This is a genomic window from Microbacterium sp. CGR1, assembly GCF_001266755.1.
Classification (GTDB): domain Bacteria; phylum Actinomycetota; class Actinomycetes; order Actinomycetales; family Microbacteriaceae; genus Microbacterium.
This window is the reverse complement of sequence record NZ_CP012299.1, coordinates 361128-378123: the sequence shown is the minus strand read 5'-3', so window position 1 is coordinate 378123 and position 16996 is coordinate 361128. Positions and strand designations below refer to the sequence as shown.

Sequence of the window (16996 nt, the reverse complement as noted above, 5' to 3'; positions counted from 1 at the left end):
GCCTTCGTCATGTGTGCGGTTCAGTGGCCGCGGATGCGACGGGTCGCGTCCTGCACCTCGCCCACGAGCTCCTCGAGGATGTCCTCCAGGAAGAGCACGGCGGTCGTGCGCCCCTGGGAGTCGCGCACCTTCGCCAGGTGTCGACCCGCTCGGCGCATCACCGCGAGTGCGTCTTCCAGATCCGTGTCCTCCTGGATCGGCACCATGTGGTTGATGCGCTTCGAGGGCAGCGGCTCGACCAGCTTCGCGGCAGAGCCCGGCCCGTCCGACGCCCGCAGGATGTCCTTCAGGTGGACGTACCCGACCGGCGCACCCTCGTCGTCGACGATCACGTAGCGCGAGAATCCGTACCGGGCGACGGCCTTCTCGATGTCGTCGGGCGTCGTGGACTGCGGAAGGGTCACGAGATCGCTGAGCGGAACAGCCACGTCGCGAGCCTTCTTGTCGGTGAACTCCACGGCGGCCGCGACCGTGCCCGCCGTGTCGGTGAGCACGCCCTCGCGCCGTGACTGGTCGACGATCGTCGCGACCTCGTCGAGTGTGAACGTCGACGCCGCCTCGTTCTTGGGCTCGACCCGGAACAGCCGCAGCACGCCGTTGGCGGCCGCGTTCAGCAGCCAGATCACCGGCATGAAGATCTTGGACACCAACACGAGCGGCGGCGCGAGTATGAGCACCGCGCGATCCGGCACCGAGAACGCGAGGTTCTTCGGCACCATCTCACCGAACACGACGTGAAGGAACGACACGATGAGCAGGGCGATCGTGAACGACACCGCGTCGACGACGCCGTCCGACCAGCCGATCGCGTGCAGCGGCACAGCGAGCAGATGGTGGATGGCGGGCTCTGAGACGTTCAGGATCAGCAGCGAGCAGATGGTGATGCCCAGCTGCGAGGTCGCGAGCATCAGCGTCGCGTGCTCCATCGCGTAGAGCGCGGTCTTGGCCGAGCGCGACCCGCGGTCGGCCTTCGGCTCGATCTGCGATCGACGCGCGGAGATCACCGCGAACTCTGCGCCCACGAAGAACGCGTTCGCCACCAGCAGCACGACCAGCCAGGCCAGTCCTCCCCAGTCGTTCATCGTCCGACCACCTCTCCCGGCAGATCCGGACTCGGAACGTAGCGGATCCGATCGACGCGGCGACCGTCCATCCGGACGACCTGGAGCGTGCCCGTGTCGAGGGCGACCTCGTCGCCCACCGACGGCACGCGCTCGAGGACGCTCATGACATACCCGCCCACGGTGTCGTACACATCTCCCTCGGGAACCTCCACGCCCGCTCTGCGGCGCAGCTCGTCGGGCCGCAGCTCCCCGGGGAACGTGATGCCGTCCCGATTGCGGACGACACCGGCGCGCGTGCGGTCGTGCTCGTCGGAGACCTCGCCAACGAGTTCCTCCACGAGGTCCTCCAGCGTGACGAGACCGGCAGTTCCGCCGTACTCGTCGACGACCACCGCCAGCTGATATCCGCGGGCTCTGAGCTCAGAGATGAGCGCATCGACGTGCACGGTCTCCGGCACGCGCAGCGGATCGGTCGAGAGCGCGCCGACAGGGACCTCGCCGCGTCGCTCGCGCGGCACGGAGATCGCGGCCTTGAGGTGCACGACACCCGTGATGTCGTCGAGATCGTCGTCGTACACCGGGAAGCGACTGTGCCCCGTCCGGCGAGCGAGCTGGATGACGTCGTCCGCCGAGTCTCCGACGGCGAGCGCATGCATGCTCGGCCGAGCCGTCATCACATCGGCGGCCGTCAATCGCGAGAACGTCAGGGTGCGGTCGAGCAGGCTGGCGGTGTCGGCTTCGAGCAGCCCGGCGCTCGCCGAACGACGCACGAGAGAGGAGAGCTCTTCTGCGCTGCGGGCGCCCGAGAGCTCCTCCTTCGGCTCGATGCCGATGCTCCGCAGGACCCCGTTCGCGCTGCCGTTGAGCACGACGACGGCGGGCTTGAAGACGGTGGTGAAGGCGACCTGGAACGGGATGACGAGTTTCGCGGTCGCGAGCGGCAGGGCGAGAGCGAAGTTCTTCGGAACGAGCTCGCCGAGGATCATCGACAGAACCGTGGCGACCAGCATGGCGACGATGGTGGCGATCGGGCCGACGGCCGCGTCGGGGATGCTCCACGCGACGAGCGTCGGACCGAGGAGGTTCGAGAGCGCCGGCTCCATCGTGTACCCGGTCAGCAGCGTCGTCAGGGTGATGCCGAGCTGGGCGGACGACAGGTGGGTCGAGGTGTGCTTGAGTGCGCTGATCGTCAGCGACAGGCGGGACTCGCCTCGGGCCTGGCGGGCTTCGAGGTCGGCACGGTCGAGATTGACCAGCGCGAACTCGCTCGCGACGAACAGCCCCGTGCCCACAGTGAGCAGAAGCCCCACGCCCAAGAGGATGTAGTCCATCAGTCGTTCCTCCCGATGTGGAGAGGCAGGCAGTGGGGCGATGTACTACAACTGGGAGGGTCGTCCATGGTGTCCACGATTCTACGGGATGCCGGTGCGACGGAGGACGGACCGCTACCAGCTGACCGGCAGCGCCTTGCCCTCTTCGTATCCGGCCGCGGACTGAAGCCCGACGAGCGCCCTGTCGTGGAACTCGGGCACCGAAGACGCACCGGCATAGGTGAACGACGACCGCACGCCCGAGGTGATCATGTCGAGCAGGTCCTCGAGTCCCGGACGCAGCGGATCGAGGTAGATCTTCGACGAGGAGATCCCCTCCGCGAACAGCTCCTTCCGTGCGCGCTCATAGGCATCGAGGCGTCCGAATCGGGCCTGCACCGCCTTCGTCGAGGCCATGCCCCAGGATTCCTTGTAGAGACGGCCCTCCGCGTCGCTCTGCAGCTCTCCGGGCGCTTCGATCGTCCCGGCGAACCAGGAGCCGACCATGACGGATGCTGCGCCGGCGGCGAGCGCGAGCGCCACATCGCGCGGATATCGCACACCCCCGTCCGCCCAGACGTGCGCGCCCTGCTCGCGTGCCGCTTCTGCGGTCTCGAGCACGGCGGAGAACTGCGGGCGGCCGACCGCGGTCATCATCCGCGTCGTGCACATGGCGCCGGGCCCCACGCCGACCTTGAGGATCGAGGCGCCCGCCTCGACGAGGTCCTTGACGCCGTCGGCGGTGACGATGTTCCCCGCCACGATCGGGATGCCGAGGTCCAGAGCGGCCACGGCGCTCAGCGCACGCAGCATCCCCTCCTGGTGCCCGTGCGCCGTGTCGACCACGAGCACGTCGACGCCTGCGGCCGCCAGTGCCTTCGCCTTGGCGGCGACGTCTCCGTTGATGCCGACCGCCGCCGCGACGGCGAGACGGCCGTCGCGGTCCAGGGCCGGCCGATACAGCGTCGAGCGCAGAGCACTGCGCGCACTGAGGGTGCCCACGAGATGTCCGTGGTGCGTGATCGTGACCATGTCGACGCCCGCGTCGGTGATCACGTCGAACGCATGACGCTCGGATCCGATGTCGTCGGCGTCGAGCGACGGTGTACCGACGTGCACGAGATCGCCCAGCTGCGCATCGGGCAGCGCGGTCGCCAGCCGTGTCGCGGGCAGGACGCCGAGGATCCTCTCCGCATCGTGCGGTGCCTCTCCCGTGGCGACGACGATGCCGTGCCCGGCGGTGGCCGGCATCAGACGAAGGGCATCCGCCACCGACGCCTCGGGCGGCAGCACGATCGGCGTGTCCCACAGCACCGGCTGCGCCTTGACATCGCGGATCGCGGCGTCCAGCCCCTGCAGGGGCATGTCCTGCGGAAGCACTCCGAGCCCGCCCCGCCGCGCGAGCACCGCGGCGAGCCGAGGACCGGTGACGGAATTCATGTTCGAGGCCACGATCGGGAGCGTCGCGGGAGTCCCGTCCTGCGGCGCCAGGTCGACCTGCAGACGACTCGTGACAGCTGATCGTCGCGGCACGAGGAACACGTCGGAATAGGTCAGATCGACTGCGGGTGACTCACCGGAGAACTCCATACCCCCACGGTACTCAGATAGCGCCGCCGAGGGCGCATGCCTTCGACGAATGCCCGAGGAAACACGTTAGGCTTGGAAGTCGAGAGTGTGCGGGCCCGGACGCATCACGCGTCCTGGTGTGCATATATGGACTTCAGCGATGAAAGAGGGCGATCGAGCGTGTCGAACCAGGTGACCGGCGTCGGGGGCGACGGGGGGTTCGGAGCCAATTCCTGGCTCGTGGAAGAGCTCTACGAGCAGTACAAGGTGAACCGCGACTCCGTCGACAAGGAGTGGTGGCCGATCCTCGAGAAGTACCAGTCGGATGCCGCGACCGGCAGCGCGGTCCCCGCAGCCGCCACGGAGCAGCCCGCTCACCCCGTGACCGCGCCCATCCCGGTCATCGGCGCACAGCCCGTCGCACGGACCACGACCAAGCCCGCCGCTGCAGCCCCGATCCCCGCGCAGGCTCCGAAGCCCGCAGCCAAGGCTGAGGCGCCCGAGTCAGCCGAGCCCGTCGAAGAGGACAAGGTCACGCCCCTCCGCGGTCTGCCCAAGACCCTCGCCGCGAACATGGACGAGTCGCTGACGGTTCCGACCGCGACGAGCGTGCGCACGGTGCCCGCGAAGCTGATGATCGACAACCGGATCGTCATCAACAACCACATGGCGCGCACGCGCGGCGGCAAGATCAGCTTCACCCACATCATCGGCTGGGCGCTGATCCGCACTCTCGACGAGTTCCGCAGCCAGAACGTCTTCTACGCCGAGATCGACGGCAAGCCCTCGGTCGTGGCTCCGGCTCACGTGAACCTCGGCATCGCGATCGATCTGCCCAAGCCCGACGGCACGCGCGCTCTGATGGTCCCCAGCATCAAGCGCGCCGACACGCTGACCTTCAGCGAGTACCTCGTCGCCTACGAAGACCTCGTGACGCGCGCCCGCAACAACAAGCTGACGGCGGCCGACTTCCAGGGCACCACGGTCTCACTCACCAACCCCGGCGGCATCGGCACCGTGCACTCCGTGCCTCGTCTGATGAAGGGGCAGGGCTGCATCATCGGCGCCGGTGCCCTCGAGTACCCGGCCGAGTTCCAGGGAGCGAGCGAGAAGACGCTCAACGAGCTGGCGATCGGCAAGACGATCACGTTGACGAGCACCTATGACCACCGCGTCATCCAGGGCGCCGGCTCCGGCGAGTTCCTGAAGAAGGTCCACGAGCTCCTGATCGGACAGCGCGGCTTCTACGACGACATCTTCGCCGCTCTGCGCATCCCGTACTCCCCCATCCGCTGGAACCCCGACATCGCGGTGGATCTCGCCGAGCGGGTCGACAAGCAGTCCCGCGTGCAGGAGCTCATCAACTCGTTCCGCGTGCGCGGTCACCTGATGGCCGACATCGATCCGCTCGAGTACGTCCAGCGCTCGCACCCCGACCTCGAGATCGAGAGCCACGGGCTCACCTTCTGGGATCTCGACCGCGAGTTCGTGACGGGCGGGTTCGGTGGCCGTCGGGTCGCCAAGCTGCGCGACATCCTCGGCGTCCTTCGCGACTCGTACTGCCGCACGCTCGGCATCGAGTACATGCACATCCAGGACCCCGAGCAGCGCCGCTGGTTCCAGGAGAAGGTCGAGGTCAAGTACCAGAAGCCCGGCCACGACGAGCAGCTGCGGGTTCTCCGCAAGCTCAACGAGGCCGAGGCGTTCGAGACCTTCCTGCAGACCAAGTTCGTCGGCCAGAAGCGGTTCTCGCTCGAGGGCGGCGAGTCCCTCGTCCCGCTGCTCGACGAGATCCTGCAGGGTGCGGCCACATCCGGACTCGAGGGCGCCGCGATCGGCATGGCGCACCGCGGCCGTCTGAACGTGCTGACGAACATCGCGGGCAAGACCTACGGCCACGTGTTCCAGGAGTTCGAGGGCACGCAGACCCCCGGCAACCAGCGCGGCTCGGGCGATGTGAAGTACCACCTGGGCACCGAGGGAACGTTCGTCGCCGATGACGGCTCCGAGCTCCCGGTGTATCTGGCCGCGAACCCGTCTCACCTCGAGACGGTCGACGGAGTCCTCGAGGGCATCGTGCGCGCCAAGCAGGACCGCAAGCCGATCGGCACGTTCGCCTGGCTGCCGATCCTCGTGCACGGCGACGCGGCGTTCGCCGGTCAGGGCGTGGTGGTCGAGACGCTGCAGATGTCTCAGCTGCGCGGGTATCGCACCGGCGGCACGATCCACGTGGTGGTCAACAACCAGGTCGGCTTCACGACCCTCCCGAACGACTCGCGTTCCTCGGTGTACTCGACCGATGTCGCGAAGACCATCCAGGCACCCGTGTTCCACGTGAACGGCGACGACCCCGAGGCTGTGATCCACGTCGCGCAGCTCGCGTTCGAATACCGCGAGCGGTTCCACCGCGACGTCGTCATCGACCTCGTCTGCTACCGCCGCCGTGGTCACAACGAGGGAGACGACCCCTCGATGACGCAGCCGCTGATGACCGACCTGATCCAGGCGAAGCGATCGGTGCGCAAGCTGTACACGGAGTCGCTCGTCGGTCGTGGCGACATCACCGAAGAGGAGTACGACGAGGCCAAGGCCGACTTCCAGAACCGTCTGGAGATCGCGTTCGCCGAGACGCACGCCGCCGAGACCGGTGCCAACCCGGTCGCCCAGGATCTGCCGCCGGTCGACGAGCAGGTCGGCGCTCCGGAGATCACCGGAGTCTCGAACGAGGTCATCCAGCTCATCGGCGACGCGTTCGTGAACAAGCCCGAGGGCTTCACCGTGCACCCCAAGCTGCAGCAGCAGCTCGAGAAGCGTCTCGACATGAGCCGCAACGGCAACATCGACTGGGGCTTCGGCGAGCTTCTCGCCTTCGGTTCGCTCCTCGTCGAGGGAACGCCCGTGCGGCTCGCCGGGCAGGACTCGCGCCGCGGCACGTTCGTGCAGCGTCACGCGACTCTGCACGACCGCGCGAACGGCCAGGAGTGGCTGCCGCTGTCGAACCTCTCCGAGTCCCAGGGCCGCTTCTTCGTCTACGACTCGCTCCTCAGCGAGTATGCGGCGCTCGGCTTCGAGTACGGCTACTCCGTCGAGGCTCCCGAGGCCCTCGTGCTGTGGGAGGCCCAGTTCGGCGACTTCGTCAACGGCGCTCAGTCGGTCATCGACGAGTACATCTCGGCTGCGGAGCAGAAGTGGGGACAGCAGTCCAGCGTCACGCTGCTCCTCCCCCACGGCTACGAGGGTCAGGGGCCGGACCACTCCTCCTCGCGCATCGAGCGGTTCCTGCAGATGTGCGCGCAGGACAACATGATCGTCGCGCGCCCCTCGACGCCCGCGTCGTACTTCCACCTGCTGCGCCGCCAGGCCTACGCGCGTCCGCGCAAGCCGCTCATCGTCTTCACCCCGAAGGCCATGCTGCGTCTGCGTGGGGCGACGAGCCCGGTCGAGGCCTTCACGCAGGGCCGTTTCGAGCCGGTTCTCGACGACAACCGGGGCCTCGATCGCAATGCCGTGAAGCGCGTCCTCGTGCACTCCGGCAAGGTGCACTGGGATCTCAAGGCCGAACTCGAGAAGAACCCGAACCCCGAGATCGCGCTGGTCAGGCTCGAGCAGCTCTACCCGACCCCGATCGACGGACTGAAGGCCATCACCGATTCGTACCCGAACGCCGAGCTGGTGTGGGTGCAGGAGGAGCCGGAGAACCAGGGAGCCTGGCCGTTCCTGGCACTCGCCTTCGCCGATGTCCCGGGTGACCGCAGCTTCCGTCCGGTATCGCGTCCGGCTTCGGCATCGCCCGCGACGGGCTCGTCGAAGGTGCACGCGGCCGAGCAGGCGAAGCTGCTGCGGGATGCTCTCACGCTCGGCTGATACCCGGCAGACATGAAGGGGGCGCCTCGACTTCGGTCGAGGCGCCCCTTTCGTCTGAGAGTTCAGTACCAGATGTCGAGTGCCGGCGCGGGGAATGCCACGAACGCGCGGTCCAGCTCTTCGACGACGGCGGCGTCGGCATCGATCCGTCCGGCGACGTGCAGAGACGAGGCCCGCACACCCCCGGCATAGAGGATGGAGAGCGCGGACACATCGAGCTCCGCATCCACGGCCGCGGCATCGTCCACGGCCTCGACGGATGCCTCCCCCGTCTCGTCGACGCGCAGACGCCAGTCACCCGACGCGAAGCCGAGCGGATCGCGAACGCGCAGAATCACATTGATGGGCGCCGAGTACCGTCGCGCAGGGAGAGCCGCGGGGACGTCGAGCAGGCGCAGCCAGCCATGGTCGTGCACCGTCTGGGTGACACCACGCGGGTCGCGAACCAGCCACGGAAGCGCGTCGTCGAGCGGACGCAGATCGGCGGTGACCTCGTCGACGAGATCGTGCTGCAGCGCGAACCCCCACAGGGCGGCAGTCGCTTCGGGAGTCTCCGCGACCAGCAGGCGCACGGCGAGGGCGAATCGGAAGGATCCGGTGCGCTCGCTGAGGGTGAAGGCCATCGCCCCGCGCACCTCGCCGTCCGCATCGACGAAGCGGATGCCGCGCACCTGATCGCGGTCGGTGTCACTCGGTGACAGGCCGGCGATGCCGGTCCAGCGGGAGTGCCACCCGGGGATCTGACCGCCACGATGACCGCGGACCCGATCATGCACCGCTCCGAGTTCCGCGGCGAGCGACTCGCGGTCGAGGTATTCGACGCGGCCGTCCGAAGACGGACCTGCCCAGCCGGCGCGACGGGTATCGACCGTGACGCGCGACATATGCACAGCCGACCCGAAGCCGTACCTGCCGTAGATGGTCGCCTCCGAGACCGTCAGCCCCGCGATCGGCACTCCTGCCGTCGCCGCTGCCCTGAGCTCGCCCTCGAGGAGCGCTCGCGCGATGCCGCGACGTCGGTGCGTGGCCGACACCGTGACTCCGCTGATCGCCCACATCGGGATCTCGCCCCCACCGGGCAGCGTCAGCGGCGTGACCCAGGAGTCGATCGTGGCGACCGGAGGTGCGCCCGTCGCCGCTGCGTCGTGGACGCCGATGTTGCGTCGCGACTCGAAGGCCGCTCGGCCGAAGGCGAGCGCCTCCGGTGCGGGCTCCGCGCCGAGGAAACCTCGGGTCATCGCCCTCTGGAAGCTCTCGGACTGTGCGTCGTCAGCGGTGTCGACGACCCGGTAGACCAGCGATTCCGCCGCCAGTCGCTCGGTGGAGGTCGGATCGGCCGGGATGTCGCGTGAATCGATGAGCGTCATGCTTCCAGCCTATGGGCGGATGCCGACATCACGATCTCAGGGGTCGACGGCTGCTCGCCCGCGGTCAGTGCTGAGCGGACTGCACCTCGCGCAGTCGCGCGAACACCTGGTCGCGCAGCTCCTCCGGAGCCGTCTCCTTGCAGGCGCGCGCCACGACCTCGGTGAGGGTCGTCGCCACGAGTGCCTCGTCCCGACAGGACGGGCAGTTCTCGAGATGCTCGCGGATCTCCGTGTGCTCGGTGTTGCAGACCTCGTTGCGGAGGTACTCCTCGAGATCCTTGCGGGCCTTGTCGCAGCCGCAGTCGGTCATTTCTTGCTCCTCGGGTCGGCCGCGGAGATTCCCCGCTCCACGGCGTAGTCAGCCAGCAGCTCCCGCAGCATCCGCCTGCCTCTATGCAGGCGACTCATCACGGTGCCGATGGGCGTCTTCATGATGTCCGCGATCTCCTGGTAGGCGAAGCCCTCGACGTCCGCGAGGTACACCGCCAGCCGGAAGTCCTCGGGTACGGCCTGCAACGCGTCCTTGACGACCGATGCGGGCATGTGGTCGATGGCTTCCGCCTCCGCCGAACGGCTGTGCGACGCGGTGGTCGTGGTCGACTCCGCACCGCCCATCTGCCAGTCCTCGAGCTCGTCGATCGTTCCCTGGAACGGCTCCCGCTGCTTCTTGCGGTAGATGTTGATGTAGGTGTTCGTGAGGATCCGATAGAGCCACGCCTTGAGGTTCGTCCCCTGCGAGAACGTCGCCCAGGATCCGTACGCCTTGACGAAGGTCTCCTGCACGAGGTCAGCAGCATCAGCCGGGTTGCGCGTCATGCGCATCGCCGCGGCGTAGAGCTGATCCATGAACGGGATCGCCTGTTCCTCGAATTCGCGCCGAGGGTCGCTGACCGTCTCTGCGGTTGCCGTGTCATCCATCACCGGCCAGTCTAGGCGGGCGAGGTCCACCGACTCGCGTTCCAGCGTTGCGAGCATGCTCTCTCCTTGTCGTCGAGCGCCCGGATTCCGTCATGCGAGCACTCGCGTTTACTAAGGTGGGAACCGATGAGCGCCAACAGGTATTCCCCCTCCCCTGTCCAGGGCGTCTACGTCGCGCCGACCAGCGCGAACGCCGTCCACGCGACCGTGACGATCCCGGGTTCGAAATCGCTCACGAATCGCGAGCTCATCATCGCCGCGATCGCTGACGGACCGGGCCGGCTCATCGCTCCGCTGCACTCCGACGACTCCCGCCGGATGATCGACGCGCTGCGTGCGTTGGGTGTGGGCATCGAGGAGGTCGACGGCAACGGAGACTTCGGCCCCGATCTGGCGATCACTCCCGCCAAACTCGTCGGCGGCACCACGATCGACTGCGGACAGGCCGGCACGGTCATGCGCTTCATCGCGCCGCTCGCGGGCCTCGCGCAGCACGACGTGCACCTCACCGCTCACGAGACCGCCCTGCACAGGCCGATGGGCGGCCTCATCAGCGCACTGCGCGACCTGGGAGTCGACATCGACGACGAGGGGACGTGGGCGCTGCCGTTCACCGTCCGCGGGCACGGCCGCATCCGCGGTGGACGGGTCGAGATCGATGCCTCGGCATCCAGCCAGTTCGTCTCGGGACTGCTGCTCGCGGCGCCGCGGTTCGACGTGGGTCTGCACCTGGTGCACACCGGCGAGCATCTGCCGAGCCTGCCCCACATCGACATGACGATCGAGGCGCTGAGTCGTCGTGGCATTCGCATCGAGCGGCCCGCCACCGGAGAGTGGCTCGTCGAAGCCGGGGTGCCCCGCGCCAAGGAGATCGCCATCGAGCCCGATCTCTCGAACGCCGCGCCGTTCCTCGCCGCGGCCCTGGTCACGGGCGGGGCGGTGTCGGTTCCCGGCTGGCCGGTGCACTCCACCCAGCCCGGCGCACTGCTTCCCGAGATCCTGCAGGCGATGGGCGCGCACGTCGGCCGGCACAGCGGGACGCTGACGGTCAGGACCGGCTCCGAGATCCGCGGACTCGACATGGACCTGTCCGCAGCGAGCGAGCTGACTCCCACCCTCGTCGGGCTCGCGGCGTTCGCGTCCGGCCCGACGACGATCCGCGGAATCGGTCACATCCGACTCCACGAGACCGATCGCATCGCGGCCCTCGTGGGCAACATCCGCGCGCTGGGAGGCGAGGCCGAGGAGCTCTCCGACGGTCTGCGCATCATCCCGCGGGATCTGCACGGCGGCGGCTGGGCGGCGCACCACGACCACCGCATGGCGACGACGGGCGCCCTCATCGGCCTGCGCGTTCCGGGAGTCGAGATCGACGACATCGGAACGACATCGAAGACCCTCCCTGAATTCACCCTCCTGTGGGAGCGCATGCTGCGGGGCGCGTCCGCGTGAGCTGGCTCGACGACTCCGACGACCTCGAGGACGACTTCGAGGACTTCGATGAGAGCAGCATCCGCGCGCGTCCGAACCCGAAGGCGAATCGCCCCCGCACGAAGCGGCGGCCCGCCCATGACGATGCGCAGATCGGACGCGTCCTCGGTGTCGACCGCGGCCGCTACTCCGTGCTGCTCGATGAGGACACGCCCGACGAGCGGATGATCACCGCGGCACGGGCACGAGAACTCCGCAGGAACCCGATCGTGACGGGCGACCAGGCGAAGGTCGTCGGTGACATCTCCGGCGAGGACGGCACGCTGGGGCGCATCATCGGCATCGCCGATCGCACCTCTCTGCTCAGGCGCAGCGCCGACGACACCGACCAGGTCGAGCGCGTCATCGTCGCGAACGCCGATCAGATGCTGGTCGTCGTCGCCGCGGCCGACCCCGAGCCGCGAGCCCGACTGGTCGACCGCTATCTCGTCGCCGCTCTGGACGCCGGCATCCGCCCGCTCCTCGTCGTGACCAAGACCGACCTGGCCGATCCCAGCGCCTTCCTGTCGCACTTCGACGGCCTCGACCTGCGCGTCTTCACGAGTGCGCAGGACGAGATGCCCGTCGATGAGATCGGCGCGGCACTGGTCGGTCACTCGACGGTCTTCGTCGGCCACTCCGGCGTGGGCAAGTCGACGCTCGTGAACGCCCTGGTGCCCAGCGCGCTCCGCGCTACAGGGCACGTCAACCAGGTCACCGGCCGTGGCAGGCACACCTCCTCGTCCACCGTCTCTCTGCGGTACGTCGGCCCGGAGGGTCGCGGTTGGGTGATCGACACCCCGGGGGTCCGGTCCTTCGGACTCGGGCACGTCAACCCCGCGAACATCCTCGCCGCATTCACCGAGCTCGCCGAGATCGCCGAGAACTGTCCGCGCGGATGCACGCACCTCGCCGATGCCCCGGATTGCGCTCTCATCGAAGCCGCGGAGAGCGGCGAGCTCAGCGAGACGGGACGAGCGCGTCTGGACTCCCTCCAGCGGCTCCTGCAGACCTTCGCCGACAAGGCGGAGCAGACGCCCGGCCGCTAGGCTGGAGGGGTGACTGTGCGCCTGGAACCCGGAACCGCTGCCCCCGACTTCGCTCTCCTCGACCAAGACGGACAGACCGTCACCCTCGACGATCTGCGCGGCCGCAAGACGGTGCTGTACTTCTATCCCGCGGCCATGACCCCGGGCTGCACGACTCAGGCCTGCGACTTCCGCGACAGCATCTCGTCGCTCGAGGGCGCCGGATACCGGGTGGTCGGGGTCTCGCGCGACGAGCCTGCAAAGCTCGCCGAGTTCCGCGAGCGCGACGGCCTCACCTTCACCCTTCTCAGCGACCCCGACCACGCGGTGCACTCCGCGTACGGCGTATGGGGCGAGAAGATGAACTACGGCAAGGTCGTGGAGGGCGTCATCCGATCGACCTTCGTGCTCGATGAGCAGGGTACGATCGCACTCGCCCAGTACAACGTCAAGGCCACCGGACACGTCGCGCGCCTGCGCAAGCTCCTCGGCGTCGACGCCTGACGGTCACTCCGCCGGGCGCTCGTTCTCGGCTCGCGTGCTGGCGATCAGCAGCGCGAAGCACAGCAGTGCTGGCAGACCCACTCCGACGGTGAACGCCCACGCGACCGGCTGCAGCGTCAGCGAAGCGAGCGCGAGCGCGATGGCGAGCACCTGGAAGACGACGCCACCCGATCGCGCCCATGACCGCCCCGTCCTCGTCCCGATCGCGAACGCGATGAGCGCGGCGGCGCCGAGGAGAGTGAGCACGATGAGAGCGAGCGCTGTCGGCAGTGAGGCTGCGTCCCCTGCGCCGAGGCCCACGAGCTCGATGAGAGCGAAGACGATCAAGGCGGCGCCCTCCGCCGCGAGGACCGCGGATGCCGCCAGAGCGAGGCCGGGTGAGCGCACAGTTGTCTCCTGAGAATCGGATGAGAACGGCGGAAACCCTTGATTTCGCCGGTTTCATGTAACAGAATAGACAGCGTCATGTGCTCCCACAGCGGCGTGGGGCGGGCTTCGAGCTCGCATCACAGAAAGCGGGCATCCGTCCGTATCTCATACAGGGTAGCTGAACCCGATCTGCACCCGAAATCCGAGTCGTCGCAGTGCGTCGATTTCTGAAAAACCACACCGAGGAGCCCCCATGGACTGGCGCGATAAGGCCGCCTGCTTGACTGTCGACCCCGAACTGTTCTTCCCTGTCGGGAACACGGGTCCGGCCGTCGACCAGATCGAGAAGGCGAAGACCGTCTGCGCCACCTGCACGGTGACCGAGATCTGCCTGCAGTACGCCCTCGAGTCCAGCCAGGACTCGGGCGTGTGGGGCGGCCTCTCCGAGGACGAGCGCCGCGCACTCAAGCGCCGCGCCGCCCGCGCCCGCCGCGCCTCCTGAACATCGAGAAGCGGCCCGAGACGATGTCTCGGGCCGCTTCTGCGTATCTGCTCACCGTCGCGGCGGACTCGTCACGCGGTGAGCCAGCGGAGCGGGATGTCGATGACGACTTCGGTGCCCTCTCCCTCGCTCCCCCGCCACTCGATCGATCCGCTGAGCTCCCCCTGGATCAGGGTGCGGATGATCTGCGTTCCCAGTCCCTGACCGATGCGCCCCTCCGGCAGCCCCTTGCCGGTGTCGTGCACCGTGACGCGCAGATTCTCCTCGGTGCGCGCGGCGTCGATCGTGACCATGCCCTCCTGCCCTGCGAGGCCGTGCTCCACCGCGTTCGTGACGACCTCGGTGAGCGCGAGAGCCAACGGCGTCGCATACTCGCTCGGCAGGACCCCGAAGCGCCCGGTCGACCGAGTGCGCGCACGGGTGTTCGGCGCGGATGCGACCTCGGCGACGAGCTTCAGAACCCGGTGGAACACCTCGTCGAAGTCGACCTTCTGAGTCAGCCCCTGAGCGAGGGTGTCGTGAACCACCGCGATGGAGTCCACACGTCTCATCGCCTGGGTCAGCGCATCGCGCGCCTCGTCCGAGTGCGTACGACGCGCCTGGATGCGCAACAGCGATGCGACCGTCTGCAGGTTGTTCTTGACACGGTGATGGATCTCGCGGATCGTCGCGTCCTTGGTGATGAGCTCCTGCTCCTGATGACGCAGCTCCGACACGTCCCGGCACAGGACGATGGCACCGATGCGCGTCCCGTGATCCTTGAGGGGAATCGCCCGCAGCGAGACAGTGACGCCGCGTGCTTCGATGTCGGTGCGCCACGGGGCGCGCCCGGTCACGACGACGGGCAGCGACTCGTCGACCTGTCGCGACGGCGGCACGAGCCTCGTGGTGACCTCGGCGAGAGACTCGCCCTCCAGTTCGTCATCGAACCCCATGCGATTGAACGCCGAGAGCGCGTTCGGACTGGCGAACGTCGTGATGCCGTCGACGTCGATCCGGATCAAGCCGTCTGACGCTCGGGGAGCTCCGCGGCGCGGGGAGGTCGGAGCCGCCGGATCGGGAAAGCTGCCGTCGGCGATCATCCGGAAGATGTCGTTCGCGCACTCGTCGAACGTGATCTGCTGTCGCGACGGCGTCCGGGCCTCGCCGAGGTTCGTGTGCCGGGTGACGACGCCGATGACGGTCCCCTGGTGCTCACTGCCGCGGCGCTCGTTGACGATCGGCACCGCCCTCACGCGCGTCGGGGTCTCCTCGAACCAATCCGGTGAGGACGAGTCCACGATCTCCGCCGAATCGAACGCCCCCTGTACCTGCGTGCGCCACTGCGGCCGCACCCGCTCGCCCACGATGTCGCGGTAGAACAGGGTGGCCGCTCCGCTCGGACGGGCGTGGGCTACGGCGACGAACGATCCGTCGTCGGTCTCGATCCAGACGACGATGTCCGCCGACGCGAGGTCCGCGAGAAGCTGACCGTCGCCGGCGAGTCGATGCAGCCACTCGACATCGTTCTCGGCAAGACGGCCCTGGGCATTGGCGAGGTCGCTGAGCGTTGACACCCCACCAGCCTAGAGCGCGTCCGCTCAGAGAACGGCCAGCGACGTCGCCCGCCAGCGTCGGTCGAGACCTTCGAGGCGAATCGCCACCGCCCGGGTGCGACCGGGACCCGCGACCACGACGACAGCCTCCACCTTGCCGTCCACCGGTTCCGTCACGCGGATCGACAGGATCTCGAAAGTCGGGCGCGCAGGCGAGACCCCCCTCGCGCTGCGCGCCCTCGCCGACAGATTCGCCCGCGTCACCAAACTCCGGTACGCGTCTTCATTGAACCAGCGGGCGAGCTGATCGACTTCTCTGACTCCCGCGAGCACCTCGAGCACGCCCTGGGTCAGGCTCCGCAGCAGCGGACTCGGATCCGGCAGCTCGGCGCGGGGCGTCGGCTGTGGTGCGAAGTACTCGTGAAGCATCATCTGAGGCACTCTCCATCGGGAAGACTGCGCCAAGTAGAGCATGCGTCGACTGGCCGATCCGGTCGCGTTCGTGATGTATGTGGATAACTCGTACATGCGCTCCCGGACTTCATTTACGGTGGTCCGCGTGCACTGGGATCGACTGTTCGAAGACCTCGAAGGCCAGCTGGCCTCCGAGTGGGAGAGCGAGCGCGCGGCGCTCGACGCCGAGTCGGAGCGCCTGCGCATCTCGAGGCTCGAGCTTCGCAGCCGGCTCAGAGTGCTCTGCGCATCGGCCGCTCCCGCCACCCTGGATCTGCCGGGTGGAGCTCGCGTTCGGGCACGACTGAACGCGCTGGGCTCCGATTGGATCGCTGCGACGATCGCGCAGGCCGAGGAATCACGGACGACGCGGTCGACCGTGATCGTCCCCCTCCACGCGCTCCGCGGACTCACCGTCGATCACGGCCTGCTGCTGTCGAGCCTGGACGAAGAGGACGAGCCCGCCCCCGTGCTCCGCGAGCGCATGTCGCTCGGGTTCGTCCTCCGTGACCTCGCCCGGCGACGGGTTCCGGTCAGAATCGTCAGCGTCGATGCATCCGACCTCCACGGGACGATCGACCGAGCGGGCGCGGACCATCTGGATCTCGCCCTGCACGACCCGGGCGAGGCGAGGACCGCCTCGGCGGTGCGTGCGTTCCAGATCATCCCGTTCGCAGCCGTCACGTCGGTGCAGACCGCGGGAGATCAGATGCCGTGACGGCGGGATGTGCCCCAGACCTCTGGGAAACTCGCCTCATTCGCCTCACGCCACAGTGCCATCCGTCTGGCCTCTTCGGACTGCTCGGCGAGATACTCCGAAAGGCTCGACTCCTCGACGCGCCACCGGGCGGGTGCACCGAGCTTGGACCCGCGCAGACGCCCCGCGTAGACGAGTTCGATGACCTCGTCGACCCCGATGCTCAGCAGTTCCGCCACCTGCGCCGGCGCCAGGAAGCGCTGCGTGGCCGGAGAGGGATGGGGCATGCTCCCATTCTCCCCCTGCCGTGCCGATACGCCAGGGCCGATCCGATGCTGTGGATAAG

The 16996-nt window shown here is 68.2% G+C and carries 16 protein-coding genes; 6 read left to right on the top strand and 10 right to left on the bottom strand.

Features of this window, described 5'->3' with window-relative positions:
• Positions 1-20: 20 nt before the first annotated feature.
• From AKG07_RS01720 to AKG07_RS01710, 3 genes are all read right to left on the bottom strand, one after another.
• Positions 21-1082: a hemolysin family protein gene (locus AKG07_RS01720; RefSeq protein ID WP_053095682.1), complete on the bottom strand. Its 1062-nt coding sequence runs from the start codon at positions 1080-1082 to the stop codon at positions 21-23.
• Entirely contained in the window at positions 1079-2395 is a 1317-nt protein-coding gene (locus AKG07_RS01715) for a hemolysin family protein (RefSeq protein ID WP_053095681.1), read from the bottom strand. The genes AKG07_RS01720 and AKG07_RS01715 overlap by 4 nt, the downstream gene beginning before the upstream one ends.
• Positions 2396-2509: 114 nt before the next feature.
• Complete coding sequence (locus AKG07_RS01710; protein WP_053095680.1) at positions 2510-3964, bottom strand: GMP reductase; 1455 nt, start codon at positions 3962-3964, stop codon at positions 2510-2512.
• A gap of 159 nt (positions 3965-4123) precedes the next feature.
• Between AKG07_RS01710 and AKG07_RS01705 the strand changes: the two genes are divergently transcribed.
• Positions 4124-7807: a multifunctional oxoglutarate decarboxylase/oxoglutarate dehydrogenase thiamine pyrophosphate-binding subunit/dihydrolipoyllysine-residue succinyltransferase subunit gene (locus AKG07_RS01705; RefSeq protein WP_053095679.1), complete on the top strand. Its 3684-nt coding sequence runs from the start codon at positions 4124-4126 to the stop codon at positions 7805-7807.
• A gap of 62 nt (positions 7808-7869) precedes the next feature.
• Here the strand turns inward: AKG07_RS01705 and AKG07_RS01700 are convergent, their stop codons facing one another.
• The 3 genes from AKG07_RS01700 to AKG07_RS01690 all read right to left on the bottom strand — a co-directional run bounded on the left by AKG07_RS01700 (position 7870) and on the right by AKG07_RS01690 (position 10149).
• On the bottom strand, positions 7870-9174 hold the full coding sequence (locus AKG07_RS01700) for a GNAT family N-acetyltransferase (RefSeq protein WP_053095678.1): 1305 nt from the start codon (positions 9172-9174) through the stop codon (positions 7870-7872).
• Positions 9175-9238: 64 nt separating this feature from the next.
• The gene (locus AKG07_RS01695; RefSeq protein ID WP_053095677.1) at positions 9239-9484 is read right to left on the bottom strand and encodes a zf-HC2 domain-containing protein; all 246 of its coding nucleotides are present in this window, start codon (positions 9482-9484) and stop codon (positions 9239-9241) included.
• The gene (locus AKG07_RS01690; protein WP_053095676.1) at positions 9481-10149 is read right to left on the bottom strand and encodes a sigma-70 family RNA polymerase sigma factor; all 669 of its coding nucleotides are present in this window, start codon (positions 10147-10149) and stop codon (positions 9481-9483) included. The genes AKG07_RS01695 and AKG07_RS01690 overlap by 4 nt, the downstream gene beginning before the upstream one ends.
• Positions 10150-10218: 69 nt before the next feature.
• Between AKG07_RS01690 and aroA the strand changes: the two genes are divergently transcribed.
• Genes aroA through bcp form a run of 3 tightly spaced genes read left to right on the top strand, consistent with a single transcriptional unit; the run spans position 10219 to position 13094 of the window.
• A complete protein-coding gene (aroA, locus tag AKG07_RS01685; RefSeq protein WP_053095675.1) occupies positions 10219-11544 on the top strand; it encodes a 3-phosphoshikimate 1-carboxyvinyltransferase in 1326 nt (441 codons plus the stop codon).
• Complete coding sequence (gene rsgA / locus AKG07_RS01680; RefSeq protein ID WP_053099066.1) at positions 11541-12611, top strand: ribosome small subunit-dependent GTPase A; 1071 nt, start codon at positions 11541-11543, stop codon at positions 12609-12611. The genes aroA and rsgA overlap by 4 nt, the downstream gene beginning before the upstream one ends.
• A 9-nt stretch (positions 12612-12620) precedes the next feature.
• Positions 12621-13094, top strand: a complete 474-nt coding sequence (gene bcp / locus AKG07_RS01675) for a thioredoxin-dependent thiol peroxidase (RefSeq protein WP_053095674.1) — start codon at positions 12621-12623, stop codon at positions 13092-13094.
• Between the two features lie 3 nt (positions 13095-13097).
• On the opposite strand, the gene AKG07_RS01670 is transcribed toward bcp, so the two are convergent.
• Positions 13098-13481, bottom strand: coding sequence for a hypothetical protein (locus AKG07_RS01670; RefSeq protein ID WP_053095673.1), 384 nt, complete (start codon positions 13479-13481; stop codon positions 13098-13100).
• 235 nt (positions 13482-13716) lie between these two features.
• On the opposite strand from AKG07_RS01670, the gene AKG07_RS01665 reads away from it, so the two are divergent.
• Positions 13717-13965 carry a WhiB family transcriptional regulator gene (locus AKG07_RS01665; protein ID WP_028503730.1) on the top strand — a complete coding sequence of 83 codons (249 nt, stop codon included), beginning with the start codon at positions 13717-13719 and terminating at the stop codon, positions 13963-13965.
• A 71-nt stretch (positions 13966-14036) separates the two neighbouring features.
• Here the strand turns inward: AKG07_RS01665 and AKG07_RS01660 are convergent, their stop codons facing one another.
• On the bottom strand, positions 14037-15521 hold the full coding sequence (locus AKG07_RS01660; RefSeq protein ID WP_053095672.1) for a sensor histidine kinase: 1485 nt from the start codon (positions 15519-15521) through the stop codon (positions 14037-14039).
• 24 nt (positions 15522-15545) lie between these two features.
• Positions 15546-15932 (bottom strand): Rv3235 family protein, encoded by a 387-nt coding sequence (locus AKG07_RS01655; RefSeq protein ID WP_171821901.1) that lies wholly within the window; start codon positions 15930-15932, stop codon positions 15546-15548.
• 94 nt (positions 15933-16026) lie between these two features.
• On the opposite strand from AKG07_RS01655, the gene AKG07_RS01650 reads away from it, so the two are divergent.
• Entirely contained in the window at positions 16027-16671 is a 645-nt protein-coding gene (locus AKG07_RS01650) for a hypothetical protein (protein ID WP_233277302.1), read from the top strand.
• On the opposite strand, the gene AKG07_RS01645 is transcribed toward AKG07_RS01650, so the two are convergent.
• Positions 16659-16937 carry a helix-turn-helix domain-containing protein gene (locus AKG07_RS01645; protein WP_053095671.1) on the bottom strand — a complete coding sequence of 93 codons (279 nt, stop codon included), beginning with the start codon at positions 16935-16937 and terminating at the stop codon, positions 16659-16661. The genes AKG07_RS01650 and AKG07_RS01645 overlap by 13 nt on opposite strands.
• Positions 16938-16996 lie beyond the last annotated feature (59 nt).

Coding starts and splice junctions, on each gene's coding strand:
- AKG07_RS01720 (WP_053095682.1), bottom strand. CDS start 1,082: ATGAACGACTGGGGAGGACTGGCCTGGCTGGTCGTGCTGCTGGTGGCG.
- AKG07_RS01715 (WP_053095681.1), bottom strand. CDS start 2,395: ATGGACTACATCCTCTTGGGCGTGGGGCTTCTGCTCACTGTGGGCACG.
- AKG07_RS01710 (WP_053095680.1), bottom strand. CDS start 3,964: ATGGAGTTCTCCGGTGAGTCACCCGCAGTCGATCTGACCTATTCCGAC.
- AKG07_RS01700 (WP_053095678.1), bottom strand. CDS start 9,174: ATGACGCTCATCGATTCACGCGACATCCCGGCCGATCCGACCTCCACC.
- AKG07_RS01695 (WP_053095677.1), bottom strand. CDS start 9,484: ATGACCGACTGCGGCTGCGACAAGGCCCGCAAGGATCTCGAGGAGTAC.
- AKG07_RS01690 (WP_053095676.1), bottom strand. CDS start 10,149: ATGCTCGCAACGCTGGAACGCGAGTCGGTGGACCTCGCCCGCCTAGAC.
- aroA (WP_053095675.1), top strand. CDS start 10,219: ATGAGCGCCAACAGGTATTCCCCCTCCCCTGTCCAGGGCGTCTACGTC.
- AKG07_RS01665 (WP_028503730.1), top strand. CDS start 13,717: ATGGACTGGCGCGATAAGGCCGCCTGCTTGACTGTCGACCCCGAACTG.
- AKG07_RS01655 (WP_171821901.1), bottom strand. CDS start 15,932: ATGATGCTTCACGAGTACTTCGCACCACAGCCGACGCCCCGCGCCGAG.
- AKG07_RS01650 (WP_233277302.1), top strand. CDS start 16,027: ATGCGCTCCCGGACTTCATTTACGGTGGTCCGCGTGCACTGGGATCGA.
- AKG07_RS01645 (WP_053095671.1), bottom strand. CDS start 16,937: ATGCCCCATCCCTCTCCGGCCACGCAGCGCTTCCTGGCGCCGGCGCAG.